The organism is uncultured Streptococcus sp. (genome assembly GCF_902463925.1).
Taxonomy (GTDB): Bacteria; Bacillota; Bacilli; order Lactobacillales; family Streptococcaceae; genus Streptococcus.
Map to the genome: position 1 here is coordinate 148,280 of NZ_CABQHE010000003.1, position 25,474 is coordinate 173,753.

Annotated in this window: 23 protein-coding genes; all 23 read right to left on the minus strand. The window is 40.6% G+C overall.

What is annotated here, in order from left to right:
* Nucleotides 1–88: 88 nt before the first annotated feature.
* The 23 genes from RDY04_RS03630 to RDY04_RS03740 all read right to left on the minus strand — a co-directional run bounded on the left by RDY04_RS03630 (nucleotide 89) and on the right by RDY04_RS03740 (nucleotide 25,422).
* Nucleotides 89–892, minus strand: coding sequence for an ABC transporter ATP-binding protein (locus RDY04_RS03630; RefSeq protein ID WP_303952188.1), 804 nt, complete (start codon nucleotides 890–892; stop codon nucleotides 89–91).
* Nucleotides 892–2,832: an ABC transporter substrate binding protein gene (locus RDY04_RS03635; protein WP_303952190.1), complete on the minus strand. Its 1,941-nt coding sequence runs from the start codon at nucleotides 2,830–2,832 to the stop codon at nucleotides 892–894. Before RDY04_RS03635 ends, RDY04_RS03630 begins: the two co-directional genes overlap by 1 nt.
* Nucleotides 2,833–3,448: 616 nt before the next feature.
* Nucleotides 3,449–5,311, minus strand: a complete 1,863-nt coding sequence (locus tag RDY04_RS03640; RefSeq protein WP_303952192.1) for a proline--tRNA ligase — start codon at nucleotides 5,309–5,311, stop codon at nucleotides 3,449–3,451.
* 70 nt (nucleotides 5,312–5,381) lie between these two features.
* The gene (gene rseP, locus RDY04_RS03645; RefSeq protein ID WP_303952194.1) at nucleotides 5,382–6,644 is read right to left on the minus strand and encodes an RIP metalloprotease RseP; all 1,263 of its coding nucleotides are present in this window, start codon (nucleotides 6,642–6,644) and stop codon (nucleotides 5,382–5,384) included.
* Nucleotides 6,645–6,660: 16 nt separating this feature from the next.
* Complete coding sequence (locus RDY04_RS03650) at nucleotides 6,661–7,455, minus strand: phosphatidate cytidylyltransferase (protein WP_303952195.1); 795 nt, start codon at nucleotides 7,453–7,455, stop codon at nucleotides 6,661–6,663.
* 12 nt (nucleotides 7,456–7,467) lie between these two features.
* Nucleotides 7,468–8,217 carry an isoprenyl transferase gene (locus RDY04_RS03655; RefSeq protein ID WP_002886457.1) on the minus strand — a complete coding sequence of 250 codons (750 nt, stop codon included), beginning with the start codon at nucleotides 8,215–8,217 and terminating at the stop codon, nucleotides 7,468–7,470.
* Nucleotides 8,218–8,345: 128 nt separating this feature from the next.
* Nucleotides 8,346–8,675 carry a preprotein translocase subunit YajC gene (locus tag RDY04_RS03660; RefSeq protein ID WP_303952198.1) on the minus strand — a complete coding sequence of 110 codons (330 nt, stop codon included), beginning with the start codon at nucleotides 8,673–8,675 and terminating at the stop codon, nucleotides 8,346–8,348.
* Nucleotides 8,676–8,800: 125 nt separating this feature from the next.
* Nucleotides 8,801–9,517: a YebC/PmpR family DNA-binding transcriptional regulator gene (locus RDY04_RS03665; RefSeq protein ID WP_303952199.1), complete on the minus strand. Its 717-nt coding sequence runs from the start codon at nucleotides 9,515–9,517 to the stop codon at nucleotides 8,801–8,803.
* 187 nt (nucleotides 9,518–9,704) lie between these two features.
* On the minus strand, nucleotides 9,705–11,054 hold the full coding sequence (locus RDY04_RS03670; RefSeq protein WP_303952201.1) for a glucose-6-phosphate isomerase: 1,350 nt from the start codon (nucleotides 11,052–11,054) through the stop codon (nucleotides 9,705–9,707).
* A 104-nt stretch (nucleotides 11,055–11,158) separates the two neighbouring features.
* On the minus strand, nucleotides 11,159–11,974 hold the full coding sequence (locus RDY04_RS03675) for an endonuclease/exonuclease/phosphatase family protein (protein WP_303952203.1): 816 nt from the start codon (nucleotides 11,972–11,974) through the stop codon (nucleotides 11,159–11,161).
* 98 nt (nucleotides 11,975–12,072) lie between these two features.
* Nucleotides 12,073–14,259 (minus strand): PTS transporter subunit IIBC, encoded by a 2,187-nt coding sequence (locus RDY04_RS03680; RefSeq protein WP_303952204.1) that lies wholly within the window; start codon nucleotides 14,257–14,259, stop codon nucleotides 12,073–12,075.
* 153 nt (nucleotides 14,260–14,412) lie between these two features.
* Complete coding sequence (locus RDY04_RS03685) at nucleotides 14,413–15,351, minus strand: AEC family transporter (RefSeq protein ID WP_303952205.1); 939 nt, start codon at nucleotides 15,349–15,351, stop codon at nucleotides 14,413–14,415.
* 162 nt (nucleotides 15,352–15,513) lie between these two features.
* A complete protein-coding gene (locus tag RDY04_RS03690; RefSeq protein ID WP_295494424.1) occupies nucleotides 15,514–16,326 on the minus strand; it encodes a metal ABC transporter permease in 813 nt (270 codons plus the stop codon).
* Complete coding sequence (locus RDY04_RS03695; RefSeq protein ID WP_303952209.1) at nucleotides 16,319–17,026, minus strand: metal ABC transporter ATP-binding protein; 708 nt, start codon at nucleotides 17,024–17,026, stop codon at nucleotides 16,319–16,321. The genes RDY04_RS03690 and RDY04_RS03695 overlap by 8 nt, the downstream gene beginning before the upstream one ends.
* A 1-nt stretch (nucleotide 17,027) precedes the next feature.
* The gene (locus tag RDY04_RS03700; protein WP_303952211.1) at nucleotides 17,028–17,471 is read right to left on the minus strand and encodes a zinc-dependent MarR family transcriptional regulator; all 444 of its coding nucleotides are present in this window, start codon (nucleotides 17,469–17,471) and stop codon (nucleotides 17,028–17,030) included.
* A 105-nt stretch (nucleotides 17,472–17,576) separates the two neighbouring features.
* Nucleotides 17,577–18,845 carry an MFS transporter gene (locus RDY04_RS03705; protein ID WP_303952213.1) on the minus strand — a complete coding sequence of 423 codons (1,269 nt, stop codon included), beginning with the start codon at nucleotides 18,843–18,845 and terminating at the stop codon, nucleotides 17,577–17,579.
* 228 nt (nucleotides 18,846–19,073) lie between these two features.
* Nucleotides 19,074–20,051 carry a tRNA dihydrouridine synthase DusB gene (gene dusB / locus RDY04_RS03710; protein WP_303952215.1) on the minus strand — a complete coding sequence of 326 codons (978 nt, stop codon included), beginning with the start codon at nucleotides 20,049–20,051 and terminating at the stop codon, nucleotides 19,074–19,076.
* A complete protein-coding gene (gene hslO / locus RDY04_RS03715; RefSeq protein WP_303952217.1) occupies nucleotides 20,044–20,910 on the minus strand; it encodes an Hsp33 family molecular chaperone HslO in 867 nt (288 codons plus the stop codon). Before hslO ends, dusB begins: the two co-directional genes overlap by 8 nt.
* A 79-nt stretch (nucleotides 20,911–20,989) precedes the next feature.
* Nucleotides 20,990–21,349, minus strand: a complete 360-nt coding sequence (locus tag RDY04_RS03720) for a hypothetical protein (protein ID WP_303952219.1) — start codon at nucleotides 21,347–21,349, stop codon at nucleotides 20,990–20,992.
* Between the two features lie 122 nt (nucleotides 21,350–21,471).
* The gene (locus RDY04_RS03725) at nucleotides 21,472–22,410 is read right to left on the minus strand and encodes an ABC transporter ATP-binding protein (protein WP_303952221.1); all 939 of its coding nucleotides are present in this window, start codon (nucleotides 22,408–22,410) and stop codon (nucleotides 21,472–21,474) included.
* Between the two features lies 1 nt (nucleotide 22,411).
* Nucleotides 22,412–23,452: an ABC transporter ATP-binding protein gene (locus tag RDY04_RS03730; protein ID WP_303952223.1), complete on the minus strand. Its 1,041-nt coding sequence runs from the start codon at nucleotides 23,450–23,452 to the stop codon at nucleotides 22,412–22,414.
* 13 nt (nucleotides 23,453–23,465) lie between these two features.
* Nucleotides 23,466–24,497 carry an ABC transporter permease gene (locus RDY04_RS03735; protein ID WP_374110362.1) on the minus strand — a complete coding sequence of 344 codons (1,032 nt, stop codon included), beginning with the start codon at nucleotides 24,495–24,497 and terminating at the stop codon, nucleotides 23,466–23,468.
* A gap of 10 nt (nucleotides 24,498–24,507) precedes the next feature.
* Nucleotides 24,508–25,422, minus strand: a complete 915-nt coding sequence (locus tag RDY04_RS03740; RefSeq protein WP_003098119.1) for an ABC transporter permease — start codon at nucleotides 25,420–25,422, stop codon at nucleotides 24,508–24,510.
* Nucleotides 25,423–25,474: the final 52 nt, after the last annotated feature.

Below are 25,474 nucleotides of genomic sequence, written 5' to 3' on the forward strand. Positions count from 1 at the left end.
ATCCATATATTTATTTTAGCACTTGGTCAAAAATAGTCAAGAAAAAACTACCCAAAATCTAAACTTTGGATAGTTTCTTTCTAGTATATTAACCGAGTACCAATGCATCATCATTGAGAACTTGTCCACTATTTTTGTGGAAAAGATCCATAAGTTCTGCAACAGTGAGGTTTTTCTTTTCTTCACCTCGCACATCTACGACGATTTTACCATGGTAGAGCATGACTAGACGGTTCCCATATTCGATGGCATGTTCCATATTGTGGGTAATCATAAGAGTTGTCAACTGTTGTTCTTCAACAATCTTACGCGTCAGATTCATGACCATGTCACTTGTCTTAGGATCTAGGGCTGCTGTGTGTTCATCTAGCAGCAAAATCTTTGGACGAACCAAGGTCGCCATAGCAAGTGTCAAGGCCTGACGTTGTCCACCTGACAAGAAATTAGCATCAGTCTTCATACGATTCTCAAGACCAAGACCAAGATCTACCAAGGCTTCCTTGAATACTTGACGTTCACTTTCAGTAATAGACTTTTTAAAGAAGCTACGTTTCTTACCACGACGATAGGCGATTGCCATATTTTCTTCGATAGAAAGGTTTGTCGCTGTCCCCATTCGAGGATCTTGGAAAACACGGCTAATGTCTTTAGAGCGCTCATCTACAGATGCTTTCTTAATAGATTGCCCCTCCAACAAGATATCCCCCTCATCAATGCTAAGAACACCAGCAATTGAATTCATCAAGGTTGATTTACCAGCACCATTTCCCCCAATGACAGAGATAAAATCTCCCTGCTCAATGTCGAGATCCAAACCACGAAGGACGTGATTTTCATTGACTGTGCCTTTTTCAAAGGTTTTATGAATCTGTTGTAAACGAAGTAAAGCCATTACTTGTCACCTCCTGGAGTCAAGGATTTGTTAGGTTTGATTTTCAATTTTTGTCGTACTTCAGGCACATAAAGGATAATAGCAAGCAAGATGGCTGAAGCTAATTTCAGCATTTGAGCATCAACGTTCATGGCAAGGATAATAACCAAGACCAGACGATAGAGAACAGCTCCGACAACAATTGACCAAAGACGTTTGCCAAGTGGTAAATACTTAACGATAACCTCAGCCAAGATGATTGCAGCCAAGCCATTTACGATTGTACCAGTACCCATATTCATATCCGCATAGCCATTGTTTTGAGCTAGGAGAGCTCCTGATAGGGCAATCAAACCATTGGAAATCATGTAGCCAAGAATCTTCATACGGTCAACCTTGATACCATTGGCTTCACCCATGGCAAGGTTATCACCTGTTGCACGAAGAGCAAGTCCAACCTGTGTATTAAGAAGAACAACCAACATAAGTACTACCAGACTAACAAAGATTAGTCCTAATAGAATCACACCATTCAGCTTAGATAGACCAAGATCCATCACCATAGTCACCAGCGTGTTATGTCCTGAAAGAGAGACATTGGCACTACCAAGAACCAAAAGGTTAACCGAATAGAGCCCTGTTAAGGTAATAATCCCTGTTAAGAGTGCTGGTATCTTCATTTTCGTATGCATAAAGCCAGACACCGCTCCAGCAAGCATACCAGCCACAAAACCACCTAAAGTCGCAAAGATTGGGTTAATCCCACGGATAATCATGATAGTTGTCGTAGCAGCACCAAGTGGGAAGGCCCCCTCAGCTGTCAAATCAGCAAGGTCCAAAATACGGAAGGTAATGAAGACCCCAATAGCCATAATCGCCCAGAGGAGTCCCTGAGAAATGGCTGTTAGCACCACATTTGAAAATCCTTTTTTAGAAGACTTATTAACCTTAAGCTTAATGACACCCTTATCTTTTTTAGCAATTGGTTTGTCATCTTGCGTTGATGTTTTAGATTCCTCGTCACTAATGCTAGAAACATCAATGCCAAGTTCTTTAGCCATGTCATGGTTTACCACAACATTAAGTGTTTTAGGATACTCTGCATCGACATCCTTGACCTTCTCACCTCGGAGAACACGGCCTGCCAACTTACCTGTTTGACGTCCAAGCGCTTCATAGTTAGTTCCATAAGTGAACAGGACACCTTTTTCTACACTACCAGCGTCACTACCAACAACTGGAACCTTAGTCTCTTTAGAAAGATCTACCAAGGTATTAATAGCACTAACAATGGTATTGTCAGTTGGTATGAAGATGACCTCAGTCTGACTCATCAAGCTCTTGGCTGTATCTTGGATATCATTGGTTGATGAAATTCCTTTGATAACCGTTTCAATACCAGCTTCCTTGAAGTATTTCTTGGCTTCTTCAACCTGAACTTCTGAGTTACGCTCGCTGGTCGTATACATAATCCCAACTTTTTTAGTGTTTGGAAAGACCTTTTTCAACAATTCAACCTGTTTATTGATAGGAGACATGTCACTTGTTCCCGTCACATTTCCACCAACATTGTCCATAGACTTAACCAATTTAGCTGAGACAGGATCTGTCACTGCCGTAAAGAGAATTGGCTTGTCCTTTGTCAAACTACTCAAAGACTGGGCTGCTGGGGTTGCGATAGCCAACATGACATCATTATCTTCAATAAGCGACTGAGAAATCGTCTGCAAGTTAGACTGATCTCCTTGTGCATTCTGATAATCGATTTTAATGTTCTTACCATCGACATAGCCTTCCTCTTTGAGTTCTTCAATGAACCCTTTACGTGTTGCTGACAAGGAAGGATGCTCTACATATTGGAGAACACCGACGTGAACCAAATCTTTATTAGAAGTATTGGAGCATGCAACCAAGATGACAGCTGTTATAACAGCCATCATACTGACCAAGAATTTCTTCATCTTGTACACCTCTGTTTTTTTATTTTATCTATTTCCAATTTCCTTTTATGTTCTTCTGAAGCGTTGAAGGCACAGGGAAAACAACAGTTTCATTGCCCACGAAAAATCCTCAAGTCTTCAAGAGCATCCCCGAGTGATACAATCACTCTATTTATCACGTCAAAAGTAAGCTAAAGCTTGCTGTTTAAAGAACAATTCTAGCTTAGAATGAGAAATTAAAAAATGGACCACGGCATGGAAAAACCAGCTAGGACAGGCCCAACTGGTTCTCTGCATCTTGACTAGCACAAGCTAGCTTATGTCACCGGTTAGACCTCTTCATCTAATCGGCTAATCCATCACAAAATGCTTTAGCTTCATAGATACAAACTTATTGACGCTTGTATCTTGAAACACAAACGTCCTATCTAAAGAAACTAAAGTAATAAAAAGCTTTAAGATTTCCCCAGTGGGTGGCTTTGTTAAGCATGTAATGTCTCCGTAGTTAAGATAGATTTAAGTTTACACTATTTAGACAATTCTGTCAAATTGGAATTTATCTCCTTTTTCTCAATTAATCTTTGTCGTTTAAAAAGAAAAATCTCTTCCCACATCTGCAAGAAAAGATTTTTTAGTATTAAGCATCTTGTTCAGTTGTTAAGATAGCAAGTGTTTCAATCAAGTTATCGGCATTTACTTCAATAGTGTCACCTGTTGCCTTGATTTTAACTTCGACAACACCTTCACTGGCCTTTTTACCAACTGTCACACGGATTGGAAGCCCGATAAGGTCACTATCAGAGAATTTCGAACCAACACGCTCATTACGATCATCTGTCAAGACATCATAGCCTTCAGCCATAAGAGCAGCTTCCAAACGTTCTGTCAAAGCATTGGCTTCCTCATCCTTAGTATTAACTGTAATCAAGTGAACATCATAAGGCGCCAATTCTTTAGGGAAATTAATACCCCAAGCATAACGGTATTGACCTTTTGGTGTCTTGTTGACAAAGAGACGTGCATGTTGCTCAATAACCGCTGATAATATACGGCTTACACCGATACCGTAACATCCCATGATAATTGGAACTGCACGACCATTTTCGTCAAGAACGTTAGCACCCATACTTTCAGAGTAACGTGTACCAAGTTTAAAGATATGACCGATCTCGATACCGCGCGCAAACTGAAGGACCCCTTGTCCGTCTGGAGAAATTTCACCCTCTTTAACTTCACGAATATCTACGTATTCCGCCTTGAAGTCACGCTCTGGGTTAACCCCTGTTAAGTGGTAACCATCTTCATTGGCTCCAACGACCGCATTAGCCACGTCTTGAACCTTACGGTCTGCAATGATACGAACATTTTCAGGAAGGTTAACTGGACCAAGAGAACCGAAGTTAGCACCAAAGACTTGACGTGCTTCATCTTCTGTAGCTGGTTCAAGGAAATCAGCAGCAAGGTAGTTTTTCAACTTCACATCGTTAACCTGATCATTACCGACAAGAAGAGCCACCACTGGTTCATCATCAGCAATGAAAAGCAAAGTCTTGATTGTTTGTTCTTCTGGAACATTCAAGAAAGCAGCAACTTCATCAATTGACTTGCAATCTGGTGTTTCAACACGAGTCACTTCTTCTTGAGTCACAACCTTAGTCGCTGGTGTGTAGGCGTTTGTTGCCATCTCGAGGTTAGCTGCATAGCTTGACTCTGTAGAATAAGCAATCGTGTCTTCACCAGATACCAACCATGATGTCAATTCTTGCTTGATTTCTTCCAAAACATCTTCTGGAATCTCATCCAATGAAGCAATTGACTTGTCAAGAACTACCCAACGGTTGAGGTCTGTACGCTCAGGAGTGACCGCCATGAATTCTTGAGAATCCTTACCACCCATGGCACCACCATCACCGATGATTCCCTTAAATTCAAGGCCAGCACGTGTAAAGATAGCTTCATAAGCCTTACGATAGTCTTCGTAAGTTACATCCAAATCTTCGTAATTTTGGTGGAAACTGTAAGCATCCTTCATGATAAATTCACGCGTACGAAGAAGACCATTACGAGGACGTTTTTCATCACGATATTTAGATTGGATTTGATAAAGGTTAAGTGGCAATTGTTTGTATGATTTAACCGCATCGCGAACCAAGACTGTAAAAGTTTCTTCGTGAGTTGGACCGAGAATAAAGTCAGATTTATCACGATTTTTTAGTTTATAAAGGTCTTCACCATAAGTTTCATAACGACCTGATTCACGCCACAAATCTGCTGTCAAAAGCGCTGGCGCCAACATTTCAACCGCACCGATTTTTTCAAACTCCTCACGCATGATGGTTTTAAATTTCTCGATAGCACGATTTGCCAATGGCATATAAGCATAAATACCAGCAGAGACCTGACGCACGTAACCCGCACGTACCATAAGGGCATGACTAATAACTTGAGCATCACTTGGCATTTCACGAAGTGTTGGAATCAACATTTTACTTTGTTTCATTATTTACATACTAAGGAGGCTGGCCCGTGGGTCAAGTCCCTTAGACTTCCTTTCATTTCTTTGTTTCTAATTAAAAGAAAGCACGCATAATATCATTCCAAGTCACTGCAATCATAAGAACAACCATGACCGCAACACCTGCGAGTGTGATATAGCTTTCAATTTCTTGATTAAGTGGTTTACGACGAATAGCTTCAATAATATTCATAACAATTTTACCACCGTCAAGGGCTGGAATTGGAATAAGATTGAAAATCCCTAAGTTGATAGAGAGCATTCCCATAAGGTTAAGAATGGAAATTAAGCCATTTTCTGAAGCCTGGGCAGACATCTGGAACATAGCAACCGGTCCACCAAGTTTATTCAAACTAAAGTTGGTGATAAGCCCCTTAAATGCCACGAGAATTTTAAAGGCCCCTTCCCAAGCCATTTGGAAACCACCAAAAATCTTATCTTTAAGACCTGTCTTTAAGGCAGGAGAGACACCTAAAAAGTAGCTACCTTGATTTTCCTTAGGTTTAACAGAGACCGTTTCTTCCTGACCGTTACTTCTCTTAACCGTCACAGAAAGGCTGTCACCTTTGGAGAATTTTTGAGTATTCTCTGTCAATGCTCCCTTCAAGCTGTCCCAATCCGTAACCTTATCTTTATTGATAGCCTCGATGGCATCACCATTTTTCAAGCCTGCCACCTGAGCAGCGCCTCCATCGGTTACCTGGATACGGTTGGTAGATGTATCTTGAACACCACCTTGAACAAAGGCCAAGATAATAAAGACAAGCACCCCAAGAATGAAGTTATTCATAGGACCAGCAAAGTTGGTAATTAAACGTCCCCAAATGCTTGCATTTTGATATTGGACATCCTTAGGAGCGATACGAAGTTCTGTACCATCCTCCTCAACGATAGTGGCATCATGATCAACCTCATAGGTCTTGGTCTCATCTAGGACAAGACCTGTAATAGTCAACTTATCTTCCAAATCATAGGCAGTGACGTTCATAGGCAAAGCCGTCTGGTCAACCTGACGATCTGAAAGATTGATACGTCTTACCTTACCATCTGATCCAATCGTTAGACTGGCAGGGCTACCTGTTTTAATCTCAGTTGTATCTTCACCCCAACCAGCCATACGGACATAACCACCCAAAGGGAGGATACGGATAGTATAAACGGTACCATCCTTACCTGTATGTGCAAAAATTTTCGGTCCCATACCAATGGCAAATTCACGCACCAGAATGCCTGATCGTTTGGCAAAGAAGAAATGGCCAAACTCATGGAAGACGACAATCACACAGAAAATCAGTAAAAAAGTAATAATAGCTTTCATTTAGACACCACCACCCTTAAAAAAGTCCTAGTAAGTGCATGATTGGGAAAACGAAAATCCAGCTATCACAACGGTCTAATATGCCACCGTGCCCAGGAATAAGATTACCTGAGTCTTTAACACCAAAGTGTCGTTTAATAGCTGATTCAACCAAGTCACCAAATTGACCGAAAATACTAAAGAGAATCGTACAGATAAGCAACCAGAAGAAACTATGCGGTGCATAGACATTATGATTAATCAACCCAAATAGTAATGCTACAATGATTGCGGATAAGATACCACCAACACTACCTTCAATGGTTTTATTAGGTGATACTTTTGGCAATAGCTTATTCTGACCAAATTGACGACCAAAAAGGTAAGCTCCAATATCTGTTGCCCAAACAATAAAAAGAGCAAAGAGAACTTTTTCCCAACTATCCAAACGTGCCGCAATGAGATTTTGAAAACCAAAACCAACATAAAAGGCAGATGCAATTGGATAAGCTGCATCATCAAAAGAATAATGGTCGCTATTAAGGACAGTCCCCGCTAGAATCAAAAATGAAATAACAGCGAAACCTGTCACACTAGCATTTGTTGGAAGACTGATAAAATACTGATCAATCGGCACAGCCAAGATAAAAGCTGCCACCATTGATAAAATACCCTCGATAGAGAAAATCTCCAAGTGCTTCATGCGAAGCATCTCAGACACTGCAACCATGGCCATGGCTCCAACCAAAAGTTGGAAAGGAAGACCACCGATAAAGAGCAATGGGAGGAAAATGCCTGCTGCCACACCCCCACCAATTAAACGTTCTTGCATGAGAGGTCCTTTCTAGACACCACCGAAGCGACGGTGACGTTTATTGTAGTCAGAGATGGCTTGACGTAGCCCTTGTTGGTCAAAGTCTGGCCAGAAAACATCTGTGAAGTAAAACTCACTATAGGCAGATTGCCAAGGCAAGAAATTACTAAGACGAAGCTCGCCACTCGTACGGATAATCAAATCTGGATCACGGTAGAGGTAAGGCAATTTATCTGTCATCAAATGCTTAGCAATGAGATCCTCATCAATAGCTTCAGGACTGAGTTTGCCTGCTTCAACCTCTTTAGCAATCGCTTGAACGGCAGATACAATCTCCGCACGACCACCGTAGTTCAATGCAAAATTGAGTACCAAACCGGAATTATGTTTTGTCTGCTCAACTGCCTTTTCAAGAGCATCTAAGGTTTCCTTAGGCAGGCGACTATTATCTCCGATTGTCAAAATGCGAACATTGTTTTTATCTAATTCTGGTACATACTTGTTAAAAAATTCAACTGGCAAATTCATGATGAATTTCACTTCATCTTGTGGACGTGACCAGTTTTCAGTTGAGAAGGCATATACTGTCAATACCTTAACTCCAAGTTGTGACGCTTCGATAGTTACCTTTTGCAAGGCATCCATCCCAGCCTTATGCCCCATCACACGTGGTTGTAGACGCTTTTTAGCCCAACGGCCATTTCCATCCATAATAATACCGATATGGTTAGGAATATTATCTAGAACCTCTTGATGAGATTTTTTTCTAAATTTAAACATGGAATATCCTCTAAATATAGTTTACCCTTTATTTTACCACATTTTCAGGGGTTCTGAACAGCTTTTAATACCGATAAGATTAGAAAACGCAAAAAGACCAGGATGTAACCTAGTCTCAAATACACATCTTACTTTTCATCAGCAGACTCAATTGCTGAATCTTCTTCGATAATTGTCTTTTCAGTTGTTTCTGTAGTTGGTGCTGGTGTGATTACTTTCATGATTGAACGACTCAAATCAAAGGTCAAGAAGACACCTTCTGCATCCAAAACGATACGGTTATTTTCTTTGTCAATCTCATCAACAATAGCAATCAAACCACCGATTGTTTCAACTTCAGCACCCTTAGCAAGGCCTGCAAAACGATCTTCCTGTGCCTTTGCTTGGCGACGACGGCTGAAAGCTACATAAGTAACAATTGCGACCACATAAATGGCCAAAACTAGCATCATATTCATATTTCGTATTCCTCCAATAATTCACTTGGCTACTACTATATCAGATTACGTTAGGACAAGCAAGGCAAATCCTTATACAGACCACATAAAAACACTTTCTACAAGACGGAAAGTGTTGAATGAGATTACATATCTGCTACATTGTGGTAAACCTTTTGAACATCATCATCTGCTTCAAGAGCATCAATAAGTCCTTCGAAAACTTCAAGGTCTTCACCTTCAAGAGTAACCTCAGTTTGTGGAATCATTTCAAGTTCAGTTACTTGGAACTCTTCTTGTCCGTTAACACGGAGAGCTTCCAAAGCTTTGTGAAGATCTGTTGGCTCAGTATAAACAGTGATAGTACCATCTTCTGCTTCTACATCTTCAACTTCTACATCTGCTTCAAGCAATTGTTCAAAGATAGCATCTGCATCTTCACCTGCAAATACGATAACACCTTTTTTATCAAACATGTATGAAACAGAACCTGAAGCACCCATGTTACCACCGTTTTTACCAAAGGCAGTACGTACGTTAGCAGCTGTACGGTTAACGTTTGAAGTCAAAGTATCTACGATAATCATAGAACCATTTGGTCCAAAGCCTTCATAACGTCCTTCAACGAAAGTTTCATCAGTGTTACCTTTAGCCTTATCAATGGCCTTATCAATAACGTGTTTTGGCACTTGCGCTTGTTTAGCACGCTCCAAAACGAATTTCAAAGCTGAGTTTGATTCTGGATCTGGTTCACCTTGTTTAGCAGCCACATAAATTTCGACACCAAACTTAGCGTAAACCTTTGAGTTGGCACCATCTTTAGCAGTTTTTTTAGCAACGATATTAGCCCATTTACGTCCCATGGGATTCACCTCTTCTAAGAGATGTTCTGACATCTCTGATTTGTTTTTTCTTTTTTGAAAATAGCAAAACATGCTAAATTCACAATCTCTTACATTATAACACTTTGACTGCCGTTAGTAAAATTGAAATAAAGACGAAGTGCTAATAACAGAAAAAAGACCAGCCAAAGCTGATCTTATCTGAGAATTACAAGCGAGCGTTAAGTTCTGCTCCAAGTTCTTCAAATCCTGGTTTACCAAGAAGGGCGAACATGTTTTTCTTGTAAGCTTCTACACCTGGTTGGTTAAATGGATTAACAGCATTCAAATATCCTGAAAGAGCGATAGCAAGCTCAAAGAAGTAGATGATATATCCCAATGTGAAGGCATCTTGTTCAGGGATAGTGATGAACATGTTAGGTACGTCACCATCTGTATGAGCAAGAAGAACACCGTCTGTTGCTTTTTTATTAACAAAGTCAACATCTTTACCTTGGAGGTAACCAAGTCCATCAAGGTCTTCATCCAATTCAGGAATAACAACGTTCTTACGTGGTTTTTCTACACGAACAACAGTTTCAAAAAGGTTACGTGTACCTTCTTGAATGAATTGACCAAGAGAGTGCAAGTCTGTTGAGAAGTTTGCTGATGTTGGGTAGATACCTCTTTGGTCTTTACCTTCAGATTCACCAGCCAATTGTTTCCACCACTCAGCGAAGTATTGAAGTGATGGTTCGTAGTTTGCCAAGATTTCAGTTGTGTAACCCTTACGATAAAGGATGTTACGAATTGCAGCGTATTGGTAAGCTTCATTTTCAGAGATTTTAGATGAAGAATACTCTTTACGTGCAGCGTTAGCACCTTCCATAAGGGCTTTGATATCAGCACCTGAAGCTGCAATTGGCAATAGACCTACAGCTGTCAATACGGAGAAACGTCCACCGATGTCATCTGGAACAACGAAAGTTTCCCAACCATTAGCATCTGCTTCAACTTTAACAGCACCTTTTTGGCGGTCAGTTGTTGCGTAGATACGTTTGTTTGCTTCTTCTTGACCGTATTTCTTAACAAGGAGTTCCTTGAAAACACGGAAAGCAATAGCTGGTTCAGTTGTTGTACCTGATTTAGAGATAACGTTAACTGAGAAGTCTTTATCTTCAACATACTCAAGCAAGTCTGCAAGATAAGTTGATGAAATTGAGTTACCAGCGTAAACAATTTGTGGTGCTTTGCGTTCTTCTTTTGTTTGAAGGTTAGCAAAGTGATGATTCAAGAAGTCAATGGCTGCTTTGGCACCAAGGTAAGAACCACCGATACCAATAACAACCAAAACGTCGCTTTCTTCTTTAATTTTTTCAGCAGCTTTCAAGATACGGTCAAACTCTTCACGATCGTAGTTCTCTGGAAGGTCACGCCATCCAAGGAAGTCAGCACCTGGGCCTGTTCCTTTGCGAACCATTTCGTCTGCTACTGTTACTTGTGCTTGAAGGTTATCTACTTCGTGTGGTGCTACAAATTTATCCAAAACTTTTGAATAGTCAAATGTAATATGAGCCATTAGTCTCTCCTTATAAAAATTCAATTATAGCTTCTAGTTTACTCTTTTATTTATCTTTTGACAATATTTTTTTACCCTTATTAGGTCATAATAGGATACAGTTTCTACTTAAATGTTAATTCTGCTTCAAGACCGTAGTGGTCACTTACCAAAGGTTGATTATTGCCGTCAAAAATCACACTAAGGCGCTCTACTGTCCAATCTTGGCTAGCAAAGACATAATCGATACGTAAAGGCTCTTCATTGCCCTTCCAGCCATCGATACCTGGTCCAACTGTATAGCTACCAGTTGTTTCCTTAGCTACTTCAAAACTATCTTGAAGATTGAGTGAGCTAGCCAAAATGGCTTGATGTCCTTCGCGACCTGCTGGGTTGTTAAAGTCACCTGCTAGGATGAGCGGTTTCTCAATAGCTTTGAAACGTCCCTCAATACGTGCCCACTCCTCTTGGAAACCTTTGTCCCACCATGAAAGGTGAACACTAGCAACAGCAACTTCTTGGCCATCTACAGTTGTCTCAGCCACTGCCACACGGCGTGTATGATAGTCTGTTGGATCATCAACATCTGATACCAAGATTTCACTCGCTGTCAATGGTTGGCGTGACAAGACAGCAACACCTTCATTAAGGTGATCATAACCAATGTGATTATAAGCCCACGTCCAATGATATTGAAGGCCCTCTTCAGCTAATTTTTCCACAAGCAAACGGACAAAGTGATCTTGGTGGATTGATGTTGCTGATGGTAGCGCATGATAGTAAGCATCCGTTTCTACAGCTACCGTCTCTATTTCCTGATTAACTTCTTGGAAACAAATGATATCGTATTGAGCCTTAAGGATTTGTTCCTTTAGGGTTTGGAATTTTCCTTCTGCATCTTCTTCCATCCAACTATGGGTATTTAAGGTTAGAAATTTCATAATCTTATCCTTTATCTGACTTACATATAGAAATGATAACAAGGTCTTTTACAAACAAAACAGCCCAGGGGCTGTCTGCTTGATTATTATTTAACAAATTAAAGTTCTACTTTTGCAACTGGAGCATTAGCTACCAATTTCCCTGTATGTTCTACTTTAACTGATTTAATCGCGTCAGCATTAGTAAAGACAACTACTGTAGAAGTGTCACGTCCAGCTTCACGGATAGCTGCAAAATCTGCTTCTACTAAGAGATCACCAGCAGCAACAGTTTGTCCTTCAGTAACTTTAACCTCAAATGGTTTACCTTCAAGACTAACAGTATCAAGTCCTATGTGAACCAAAACTTCAAGTCCATTATCTGTTACCAAACCAAGAGCATGTTTTGTTGGGAAGATACTTGCAACTTTACCAGATACTGGAGAAACAATCTTACCGTTTTCTGGTTTTACAGCGAAACCGTCACCCATCATTTTTTGTGAGAATACTGGGTCTTTTACATCTTCAATATTGATAACTTGACCATCTGCAACTGAGTGAACATCTTCAGTTACACCTTTGAATTGAGCTTCTGCTTTTTGAACAGCAGTCATTTGACTTGGAAGTGTTTCAGGAATAACTTCACCTGAATCAAGTACATCTTGGATATCAGATTTCAATACGTCTGCTTTAGGACCATAGATAGCTTGAACCCCTTGTCCTTTCATGACAAGACCCATAGCTCCTTCAGCTTTCCATTGTTCTTCAGTTCCGACTTTATCAGCTTCTTTAACAGTAACACGAAGACGAGTCATACATGCGTCAACGTCGACAATGTTAGCACGTCCACCAAGAAGGTTGATGATGTTGATAACTTGTGAGCTTGCTGAGCTTGTTCCAGCACTTGCTGAGCCAGCAGATTCTGATGAAGCATCATCACCTTGCTCATAGTTACCGTTACGTCCTGGTGTTGCGTAATCAAATTTCTTAATCATGAAGTTAGCGATGAAGAACATGATAACACCAAAGAGTACAGTTACCCAAATAAAGTTTACGATATCCATCGCCAAACCTGCGTTAATAGCGAGTGGTGTACGTGTCAAGAATTCGATAGAACCGAATGAGTGAACACGGAGGTGAACGATGTCAGCCATTGCAAAGGCAGCACCTTGTACAAATGCGTAAATGATGTAAAGTGGAGTAGCTACGAACATGAACATGTACTCGATAGGTTCTGTTACCCCTGTCAAGAATGTTGCAAGCGCAGTCGCAGTCATCATACCTTTGTATTGATGTTTCTTATCATCATCAACGTTACGGTAGATAGCTACCACCATACCCATCAAGATACCAAATGAACCAATCATTTGACCAACTTTGAAACGAGCTGGTGTATAGGCTTCAAGAAGGTGTTTATATTGATCTGGATGCGCACCTTTAAGGTTAGCAAGGTCAGTAACCCATGCGAGCCAGAGTGGATCTTGGCCCAAAACTTTAGTACCTTTTGCAGCACCAGTCAAGACTTCATAAGTACCACCCAATTGAGTGTAGTTAATTGGGATAGTCAACATGTGGTGGAGACCAAACGGCAAGAGAAGACGTTCCAATGTACCGAACAAGAACGGTGCCAAAATTGGAGCAGTTTCTTTCGAGTTAGCAATCCACATACCAAAACCGTTAATTCCAGATTGGATAACTGGCCATACAATAGCAAGAACGATAGCTGCAATAGCTGAACGAAGAATAACTACGAATGGTACGAAACGTTTACCATTGAAGAATGATAAAGCTTCTGGCAATTTACGGAAGTTATAGTATTTGTTGTAAGCAGTAGCTCCGATGAAACCAGAGATGATACCTACAAATACACCCATGTTAAGGGCTGGAGCTTCCAAAACACTGATGAAGTAGTCAGACACCTTGATTGATTGACCAAGAAGTGTGTGAACTGTAGCACCCTTATCAGCAAGAATATCTGAAGTAACACCAAAGATTGAACCAGTCAAGCGGTTAATCAAGATAAATGCAAGACCTGCTGCAAAAGCACCTCCTGCACGTTCCTTAGCCCAACTACCACCAATGGCAAGGGCAAACAAGATGTGAAGGTTACCGATAACCCCCCAACCAATTTGCTCAAGAAATCCACCCGTAATAACGAGAGGTGCCACGTTTGGATTAATCATGGCAATCGTTTTACCGATAGAGATCATAAGACCTGCTGCTGGCATAACCGCGATAACAACCATGAGGGCTTTACCGAATTTTTGCCAGAACTCAAAGCCAAAGTTTTCTTTTAGCTTATTCATTTCATTTCCTCCTACGTTTCGATGCAAACGCTTGCATAACTTATATAATTATTATAGCATCTTTTTATGATTTGTAAAGCGTTTTCGTAATTTTTTTTGATTTTTTTTACAAATTTAAAAACCCCCAGAAAAACAGGGGTTACTTGATTATTTTCAAGCCATCAGAACCATCAAAATTGGGATAACAACCATGGTTGCAAGGGTAGTCTCAGTAACCATAACAGCAGCGTAATCACTATCAGCTCCATAGAGTTTAGCAACTACTGGTGCATTGGTCATGACAGGCATGGCGGACTGGATGATAAAAACTTGTTTCATCAAAATTGGGAGAGGTGCCCAGTAAACAATGGTAGCCATCAAGAGAGGAGCAACTACAAAGCGTCCCAACAAAATCAACACCTGGTCCTTTTTAAGAACCAACTGCTTCACACCTGCATTTGACACTGACAAACCGATGAAAATCATAGATAAAGGAGTCGTCAAACTACCCAAATACTGCAAGTCGCTGGCTAAAAAAGTTGGTAATTTAATATGAAAGATAACAATAATAAGACCTAACATGAAACCCATTAGAGGGGGAGAGAAGATCTTTTTCAGACTTGTTTTTAAATCAAATTCTGCCTCTCCTTCCCCATCTCGCTGAATAAGGTAAGTCCCCAAGGTCCAGAAAAAGGTCGTATTGCACATATAATAGATAAGAACATAGGGAATACTAGCATCGCCAAAGAGGGCTTGATTGATAGGGAGCCCCACAAAAATGGTGTTCGAATTAAAAAACATGGAAATAAAGAGACCACGACGCTCCTTTTTTACTGCAAAAATGCCAGCCACCGCTGTCGCAATCCCAAGCAAAATCACCATGGAAAGTGCAGGAAAACGCAACTCTGGCAACATCTTGATCAGGTCTGTCGCTGTGAAACGCTGTGTGATCGTATAGAGCATGTAACAAGGCAGGGCAATTTGAGTGACCAGCTTAGCTATAAGACCACGTGACTTGTCATCAAACCAGCCTTTTTCGCCCATAACAAATCCCACTAAAATCATACCCAAGATGACTAGTATTCCCGATATACTCGTTAAAAAGATTTCCATGTTTTCTCCTTTTTTGCTACTGTTACAAATGATAGTGGACACCAGAAAAATCTAATCATTTTTCTGCCTAGAAATCTACCATTATTGGTTTAACTCAAATCTAAAAAACTACTTTAGTATATCACAAAAAGAGCTCGATTTCTCAAGCTCCTTTTCTATTATTTACTCTGCTTTTAAGAGAGGTTCAAAGATTGATACCAGACCAAAGAAGGCGATGAAGATAAGGGTAATAGTGGCACTAGCAGGTGTTTCCCAATAATAGGAAATAAAGATACCAGAGAGCATTCCAACCAAACCAATACCAATAGCCCAGAAAATAACGGACTTGAAAGTCTGACCTATTTTCATACCAATAGCTGCTGGAAGAATCATGATGGTGGAAACCAAAAGTGATCCTGCTGCTGGAATCATCAGGGCAATCGCTATCCCTGTCACAATATTGAAGAGGAGAGACATGAGACGAACTGGTAAGCCATCTACATGGGCAGTGTCCTCATCAAAAGTCAAAAGATACATAGGACGAATAAAGAGTAGAGTCAAGACCAGTACAATAGCCGCAATGACAAAGAGGGCACGCACCTGCTCTGGGCTAATCGTGATGATAGAACCAAAAAGATAGCTATCCAGACTCATACTACTGCTACCCGCCTTGTTACTAAGAATAAGAGCCACTGCCAATCCCATTGACATGAGGATAGCCGTTGAAATCTCCATATAATGCTTGTAACTAACCCTGAGATATTCCAAAACCAAAGCTGCAATAACCACAACCACTAGGGTCATCCAAGTGATTGATTGTCCCAAGAAAATCCCGACAGCCACCCCAGCTAGGGACACGTGACTCAAGGTATCACTCATCAGACTCTGACGACGAAGAATTAAGAAGAGCCCCAAAATTGGCGAAAAGATACTGATAGCAATCACGGCGAGAATAGCACGTTGCATAAAATCATAGGCTAATAATTCACTAATCATGTTTATGCTCCTCTCCATCCTTTTCATGGACATTGAAACAACGCCAAGGCAGTTTCTGATTACGAACCAGATGGATATTACGGTCCGTATATTCCTTGACCTCTTCTGGGTCATGGGTAATCATCAAGACAGACTTGCCATGCTTGTGAGCCGAGTGGTGCATGAGTTCGTAGAAAGTATTGGCTGTCCCTGCATCCATACCCGTCGTTGGCTCATCCAAGACAAAAATATCTGGATCTGAAGCGAAAATACGAGCAATGACGGCACGCTGCTTTTGACCACCTGAGAGATGTCCAATCTGCTTGTGACGATTTTCCCACATACCTACAGACTCTAGAGCACGTTGAACATGCTCTAAGTCATGTTTGTTCAAACGACGGAACCAGCCCTGACGAGGGTACCGGCCAGACTTCACAAACTCGTAGACCGTGCTCGGAAAACCTGCATTAAAGCTGGCAATTTGCTGGGGAAGATAGGCCATACGAAGCTTTTTACCATCTTTATTGATTTCAGAGATGGTTACAGTTCCCTTCTTAGGCTTGAGAATTCCTAGGGTAGCCTTAATAAGCGTTGACTTGGCAGCTCCATTTTCCCCAGTCAGGGTCACAAACTCCCCAGAATCCAAGTGATAGTGAATATTATCCAGAACGGGCTCCGCATCATACTGGAAGCTCAGTCCTTCAACCGTAATATAACGCATCTTATTCCTCGATTTTTTCTTCTAATTTCGTCAAGAAACGCCCTATAATCTGACGTTCTTTACTATCAAACTGCTCCAATACAGTGCGATAGACACCTAAAGTCTCTTGGTGGTGTTCCTCATGCTCCTGGGCAATAGGTTGGGCTTCTTGTGTCAGGACAAAATAGGTTAGCCGTCCATCATCCTTGTCTTTCTTAGCCTCCAACATGCCCTCTTTGACCAAGGTCTTAACAGCCTTGGTAACAGCAGCTTGGCTAACATTGAGGGTCTTAGCCAACTCAGAATTGGTCTTTCGTCCCTCAGACAAAAGCATGAGAATATGCTCCTGGGTATTGGTCAACTTAACCTGACTACGGCACTGACCAATGAGGAACTCATGCTGATTTTCAGCCTTAAGCAAGATTTGGTTAATCAATTGATTGACTTGTTCTTCTAGTTCTAGCATTACTTTCTCCATTTACTTAACCAGTTAATTATATCGAAAACACAGAGGTTTGGCAAGAGGAAATAAAAAGCCCAACCGCAGCTAGACTTAAAAATGATAATAGGTTTAAGATACTGACCGTGTCTTTTCCTTCCAAAAGCAGGTGTAACCTATATTAAATACCGCCAATAGAGCCAAGAAAGTCCATGATAAAGTGGCACCCAAGGACTGGTTTAAAGCCAAAATCATAGCTGCACCCAAGGGGACAGTCGCTGTGACAATGGTTGAAAAGATACTAAAGACAGCGTTCTGCCGCTCTTCAACAATGGAGAAGATGACGATGGTATCCGATTTTGGATTGGAAATGGCTGTCGCATAAGAAGAAAGAAAAAGCAAGGTAAAGAGGACCATGGGATTGTGCCATACAAAGATACTGATGATCATTAACAATGCTAGACTATTCTCAAAAAGTAGGTTGGACCTAATGGACCACTTGCGGTAAAAATCGAGCGGAAAAAGTGATCCTAAAAAGAAAGCAACCAATTCGATAGACTCAAAGACTGTGATAGTCACAGCATAAGACCCCAACTGCAACTCCTTGACCGACAAGAGATAAATCATCAACAGAGTGGTCATGGCTGACGAAAGCAAGTTCATACTAGAGTAAATCATGACCAAATTAAAAATAGAGGACTGGGATTTGAGAAAGGTGAAATTGGTTATGGTGTCCTTAACGAACTGACAAATCTGGGCTTTTAAGGATTCTGCTTCTTGTTCTTCGGACTCAGGTGCTGGTTCATCGAGATAGTCAAAAAGTTTTTGCCCTCGTCGCAAGACTAGATAAGAAGCCAAGAAAACCAAAACATTAATCAAGGCAAACCAGAAATAATTATGAGCTAGCAGAGCAATAAGCATGACACCTACGCTCTTTCCCGCTAAGGTGACGATATTAGACATTCCCTTGCGAAAAGAGATAGCTAAGGAAAAATTCTCCTCAGCCACCACCCGACGATTGAGGGAAAGATTAAGATATGCGGTATAATTACCAATAATATCACTCATAAAGTTGATAGCTAGGACAAAGACGAAGACCCACCACGTAGGCTTAAGCAAGGTTAGCATCCCAAAAAAGACATATAGACTCATCTGCAACCAGCGCACCAGTTTCATAGCCTTAAAGCTATTTGACGCTCGATCAGAGACATAACCCACAATAAAATCAAACACATAGGGAAGCGAGGTAATCAAACTCGCCAACCCCACCGCCAATTCTGGATTGGGGAAAGTAGCCGCATAGAGAACCGAAACCAAGTCAAACAAGGTGGTCCCAAAGATACCTAACAAGATGGACAGGGTCAAAACCCTATAAGGCTTGTGTTGTAAAAAAAGCTGCATTTAAACCTCCTGATGGGTAAGAAATAGATTAAACATAAATTGATACTCATGAGTTACATCTCTCTCCTCATTATTAGGATAATAATCATAAATATGTAATCGATTCTTTTCTCTTAACTCTAATATTGAAGAGTTAGACAGCTGTCTCATCGCTTTATTCGTCAGATTACAAGCAATTTATTATATATGAGCCCTATTAGAGTATATACTAACAGGGCTCTTTCTATTTTATCGTAAAGTCGCAAAGATTTTTTCGACCTGAGCAACAGACTCGGCACGTGAGACTTCACCACGGACCTTAGCTGCTCCTGCTGTTCCACGAAGATAGTGTGGTGCCAGACCACGGAATTCACGGACAGCAATCATCTCACCTTTAAGGTCCACCAAACGTTTGAGGTGGTCTTCAGCGATGTCCAGCTTCTTATCAAATGGAAGATCTGGCAACTCTTCTCCTGTTTCGAAGAAGTGGTTAATTTGCGTGAAGATATATGGATTGTTCATAGCTGCACGCCCCACCATAACGGCATCAACACCAAGTTCTTCAATCATGAGTTTAGCGTCTTGAACGCTACGAACATCACCATTTCCGATAAATGGAATCTTAGTGATTGCCTTAGCAACACGGGCCAAAGTCTCGTGATCACAGTGACCTGTATACATCTGCTCACGAGTACGGCCGTGCATGGCAAGGGCAGAAACACCTGCAGACTCAGCTGCAAGAGCATTTTCTACAGCCAAATCACTGTCTGACCAACCTGTACGCATCTTAACGGTCAAAGGAATATCGAGTACTGATGTTACTTCCTTGACGATGTGGTAAATCTTGTCTGGATCCTTAAGCCACTTGGCACCCGCTTCATTTTTAACAACCTTATTGACCGGACAACCCATGTTGATATCAACGATATCAGCCTTGGTATTGGTCTGGATGAAGTCAGCTGCACGCTTCAAACCTTCAGCATCACCACCGAAAAGTTGGATAGACATTGGATGTTCATTTTCATCAATATGAAGCATATGGAGGGTCTTCTCATTATTGTAGAGGAGACCCTTTTCAGAGATCATCTCCATCACAACAAGACCAGCACCAAATTCCTTGGCAATAGTACGGAAGGCAGAGTTAGTCACACCCGCCATAGGAGCTAGTACTGTACGATGAGGAATCTCCACATTTCCAATCATGAAGGACGAATTAAGTTTAGTCATTGATGAGTTCCTCCAAGTCAGCTTCTGAAAATTCATACTTGGTTTGGCAGAATTGGCAGACGATTTCAGCCCCATGATCCTCGTCTTTCATGGCTTGAAGTTCATCCTTACCAAGCGTCAAGAGGGCATTTTCAAAACGTTCGCGTGAGCAATCACACTCAAAGCTAAGCTCCTCTTCAGACAAACGTTTAAAAGGTTCATCCCCATAAATGGCATTCAAGAGGGCTTCAATATGATCATCAGATTCCAAAAGCGTTGAAATGGCAGGCATCTCCTGGATGCGTTTTTCGTAACGAGCGATCTCTTCTTCGCTAGCTCCTGGCAAGACCTGAAGCATGAAACCACCAGCAACCTTAACCTTGTCCTCTTCGTCAAGAAGTACATTAAGACCAATAGCAGATGGCGTTTGCTCAGATTCTGTCAAATAGTAGGCAAAGTCTTCACCGATTTCACCAGAAATCAGTGGTGTTGATGACGTGTAAGGATTACCAGTTCCATAATCGATGATTGAGACAAACTGTCCTTGCCCCATGAAAGGCCCCACCAAAACTTCACCAGTCGCTGTTTTCTTGATGTCCACACCTGGATTTTGGATGTAGCCCTTAACATGTCCTTTGGTATCAGCTACAGAGATGATATGACCAAAAGAGCTATTTCCGATAACCTTAACCGTAATTTTGCTTTCACCTTTTTGGTTAGCAGCCAAGATTTGGTTAGCAATAAGGGTACGCCCCAAGGCAACTGTCGATGATGATAGAGTATTGTGTTTTTCTTGTGCGGTTCTAACAGTTTTTGTGCTATCAAGAACATAAGCACGGAAAGAACCTGATTCTGAAATTGTTTTAATTAATTTATCCATAGTGATTCTATTATAACACAAAAAAGAGGGTGGAAAAATCGTAAACGCTCGGCGTTTCTCTTCCACACTCTCTATCAAATTACCATGAAAATTCGGACAATTTTTCCCTCAAACTTGCTATTTTTCTATCGTCAAAATGGTGTCTTTGCCTTATTACAGGTGGCAAATTCTCCAAATACTCCATATAGACGCTGACAAAGAGATTATAGTCATTAGTCGTCAAACGCTTGAGGTGACTATGAATGAAGGTAGTTGCATGATCATACTGTTCATGGATTAACAAGTCGTCAATGTAGTCATTGCCATCAATCGTGTGACCTTGCTCGTCCTCCACCTGACCTAAATCAATACCCAGAGTCTCAAATTTAAAAGCCTTACTGACCACATTAGCTGTCCCACGAATTTGATTGAGTAGCCAGTCACTGTTATACACTCCCATATTAATCCCCTTTCACTATTGCTCTGTCATCTTTATTATACTGTTTTGCCTATGTGTTATAAACGTTTACTCACCTAAAAAATAAAAAGGAGGTGACTAAGGAATCACCACCTTTTTACAGTTTAATTAGCCTTGGCTTCTTCTTTATAATTTTTAGCCTCTTCTTCCGTAGCATAAACAAAATGCTCTGGTCGGATTTCATACATTTGTCTATTTTCACCATCATTTTCAATAGAGGAATCGTAAATCAAATGCTGACGCTTACGCTCTCTTTCTGGATCCGGTTCTGGAATTGCAGATAATAGACTCTTTGTATAAGGATGAATCGGGTTATGATAAATCTCATCTGCTGGTCCTACTTCAAGAAGTTTACCCCAATGCATTACACCAATACGATCGGATATATATTTAACCATTGATAGGTCATGGGCAATAAACAAATAAGTTAACCCCTGTTCATGTTGCAACTTCTGCATCAAATTAACCACTTGTGCTTGAATAGAAACATCCAAAGCAGAAATCGGTTCGTCTGCTACAATAAAATGAGGATTAACCGCTAAAGCACGCGCAATACCAATCCTTTGACGTTGACCACCAGAAAACTCATGAGGATATCTTGATAGGTGATCTTCATTTAACCCTACCAAATCAATGAGTTCTTTAACCTTAGCTTCACGCTCTTCCTTAGATTTAGCCAATTTATGAATATCAATGCCTTCAGCAATAATATCACGGATTTTCATGCGTCCATTAAGACTAGCTTGAGGATCTTGAAAGATCATCTGAGCTGTCTTACGGAAATCATGAAGATCTTTCCCTTTTAAACTTGATATCTCATTACCTGAAAAAGTAATAGTACCCGAATCAATATCAGAAAGTTTTAAAACAGAACGCCCAATGGTTGTTTTACCTGATCCAGATTCGCCAACTAGGCCAAAAATTTCGCCCTCATAGATATCAAAGCTAACATCATCAATAGCCTTAACTTCGTTTGATTTTCCTTTATTAAAAGTTAGAGACACATTTTTTAGTTCTACTAACTTTTTACGTTCTTGTGTCATCTTATTTCTCCTTCATCTTTGACCATTTTTCCCATCGTTTCAATATTGGTGAAGGAGGGGTTACTTTAGGAGCTCTTTCATCTAAAAGCCATGTTGCTGCAAAATGCGTATCTGATACTTTAAACATTGGCGGTTCTTCCTGATAATCAATATCTAAAGCAAAGACATTTCGAGCAGCAAAAGCATCACCTTTAGGAGGATAAAGCAAATCTGGAGGAGTTCCTGGAATAGCTTCTAGGCTGCCAGATTCTGTTTCTGTTGTAGGCATAGAGTTAAGGAGTCCCCATGTGTATGGGTGTTGTGGATTATAGAAAACCTCATCCACAGTCCCATATTCCACAATTTTACCAGCATACATAACTGCCACACGATTAGCCATCCCAGCGACAACACCCAAGTCATGAGTAATAAAAATAATGGATGACTCACGCTCTTCTTGGATTTTTTTCATCTGATGAAGAATTTGTGCTTGAATCGTAACATCTAAAGCTGTAGTAGGCTCATCAGCAATCAAAATTTCAGGATCTGCAGCTAGAGCAATGGCAATTACTGCTCTTTGACGCATTCCTCCTGACCATTGGTGAGGGTAGTCATTTATATGTTCTTCGGCATTAGGTATACCGACATCTTTCATTAATTGTAAAGCCATATCTAAGGCTTCTTTCTGAGATACTTTGGTATGAATCATGATAGGCTCAGCAATTTGGTGTCCAATTTTCATAGTAGGGTCAAGGCTGGTCATAGGATCTTGAAAAATCATAGCAATATCATTTCCACGAACTTTAACCCAATCTTCCTCCTTCAAGGCTTGCATATCACGCCCTTTAAAGGTAATGTCTCCTGTTACCTTAGCGTTTTTAGCTGATAGACCCATTAGCGTCCTTGTCGTTACAGATTTTCCTGAACCAGACTCACCAACAATTGCCAGTGTCTCACCTTTTTTCAAGTCAAAATTGACATCACGAATCGCTTTTACTTCTCCAGCGTAAGTATGAAAATTAACATGGAGATTTTTTACACTTAAAATCGTTTCTTTCATCATTATTACGCTCCTATTAGTTTTCTTTGTTAGATTTAGGGTCAAATGCATCACGCAAGCCGTCCCCTAAAAGAATGAAGGCAAGAGAGATAAAAACAAGAGCCAAGGCAGGAATTACCACCTGATAAGGGTAGTATTGAAGATTCTCAGAAGCATCCGTAATCAACGAACCTAAAGAAGCTGTTGGTGGCTTAACCCCCAAATTGATAGCTGATAGAACTGCCTCGTACATAATAGCACTTGGAACGGTCATCATAATTTGAACAATAATGATACCTGAAATATTTGGTAAAACATGTTTAAAAGCTATCTTGAATTTATTTTCACCCAAAGCACGTGAGGCTAAAACAAATTCACGTTCTCGGTAGGATAGGGTCAAATTACGAACTTGACGCGCCATAGACGTCCATCCGACAATGGCAATTGAGATAATGATTGACAACACACCACTACCCAAGAGAAGCCCTAACATCGTTACTATGACCAAGTTAGGGATAGATGAGATAACCTCAATAACACGTTGCATGAAGAGGTCAATTTTCCCACCTAAGAAACCTGACACCAGACCATAGGTTACTCCAATAATCAAATCAATTAAAGTAGCAACGATGGCAATTAAGAGAGAGATACGTATACCAACAATCACACGTTTCGCTAAGCTACGTCCTAGATTGTCAGTTCCCAAAATAAATTTATCGTCTTTTGGAACTGATTGATCAGAGTACACATCATTAGGCTCCGTATTACCTGAAAAGACAATACTACCATTCCAGAATGGTAAGCTATCTGATAGTTTAGGTGGTAAATTACGATATGTCTTAACTTCACCACCATTAAAACTATTAGCATCCTTGGCATTAACAAAGAAATTTGAGCCAATCGAAAAGACCAGTAGAATAGCTAAAAACCAAAGGGACATGGTCGCCAGTTTATTTTTTTTCAGACGTCTCCAAGCATCTTGTGTAAAAGAGAGAGTCGGTTTTTCAATTTTTTCTTGTGATTCAGTATTTCCAGCACCAACAAGTTTGAATAGTTGTTTTTCTTCCATGATACTCTCCTTACTTCAGACGGACACGTGGATCCACGAAACTAGTAATGATATCTGTCAATAGGATAGCTACCATAAGCATAACGGCATAAACGATAGTGGTTCCCATAATGACAGGATAATCTTTTGTTGGAATAGAGGTAACAAACTGTTGACCAATCCCAGGAATTGAGAAAATCTGCTCTATAAGTGCTGAACCTGTTAGAATATTAGCAGCCATTGGACCGATTAAGGTAAGAACAGGAATCATTGAATTGCGATAGGCGTGTCGATTACTAATTTGACGTGTTGTCAACCCCTTAGCCCTAGCTAGTTGAATATAATCAGTATTCATGGTTTCAATCATTTCACTACGAAAAAAACGGGTGACTTGAGCAAATACTGGAATAGCAAGAGCTAAAGTAGGTAAAATCGTTTGGCTAAATGAGCCCCATCCAGATAAAGGAAGAACTCCCCACTTAAATCCAAGGTAATCCAAAAGCAGAAGACCGATAATAAATGATGGCACTGAAATACCGAGTGTTGATAGCACGCTCAAGATATTATCAATCCAGTTATTTTTATTACGTGCCGACACTGCTCCCACAAAAAGACCAGCCAAAACCCCAACAACAAGGGCTTGAATACCCAATTGCGCTGAAACTGCCAAACGTTGACTAATCATCATGCTAACAGGCTGATTCGCAGACTGATAACTTGTTCCTAAATCACCGTGCAGGACATTCCAAAGATATTGCAAATACTGTTGCCATACAGGCTTATCTAAGCCATATTGCTTATTCATAACCGCAATCATATCATTCGTTAATTTGGGATTATTGAATGGTGACCCCGGCATAACTTGCATTAAGAAGAAAGATAGAGTGACAACCACCCATAAGGTAACTAGCAAAATAGCTATCCTTTTCAATAAATATTTCGTCATAAAATTTCCTTTATGTAACAACGAAAGAAGCTGGGACTAAAGCCGCCAGCTT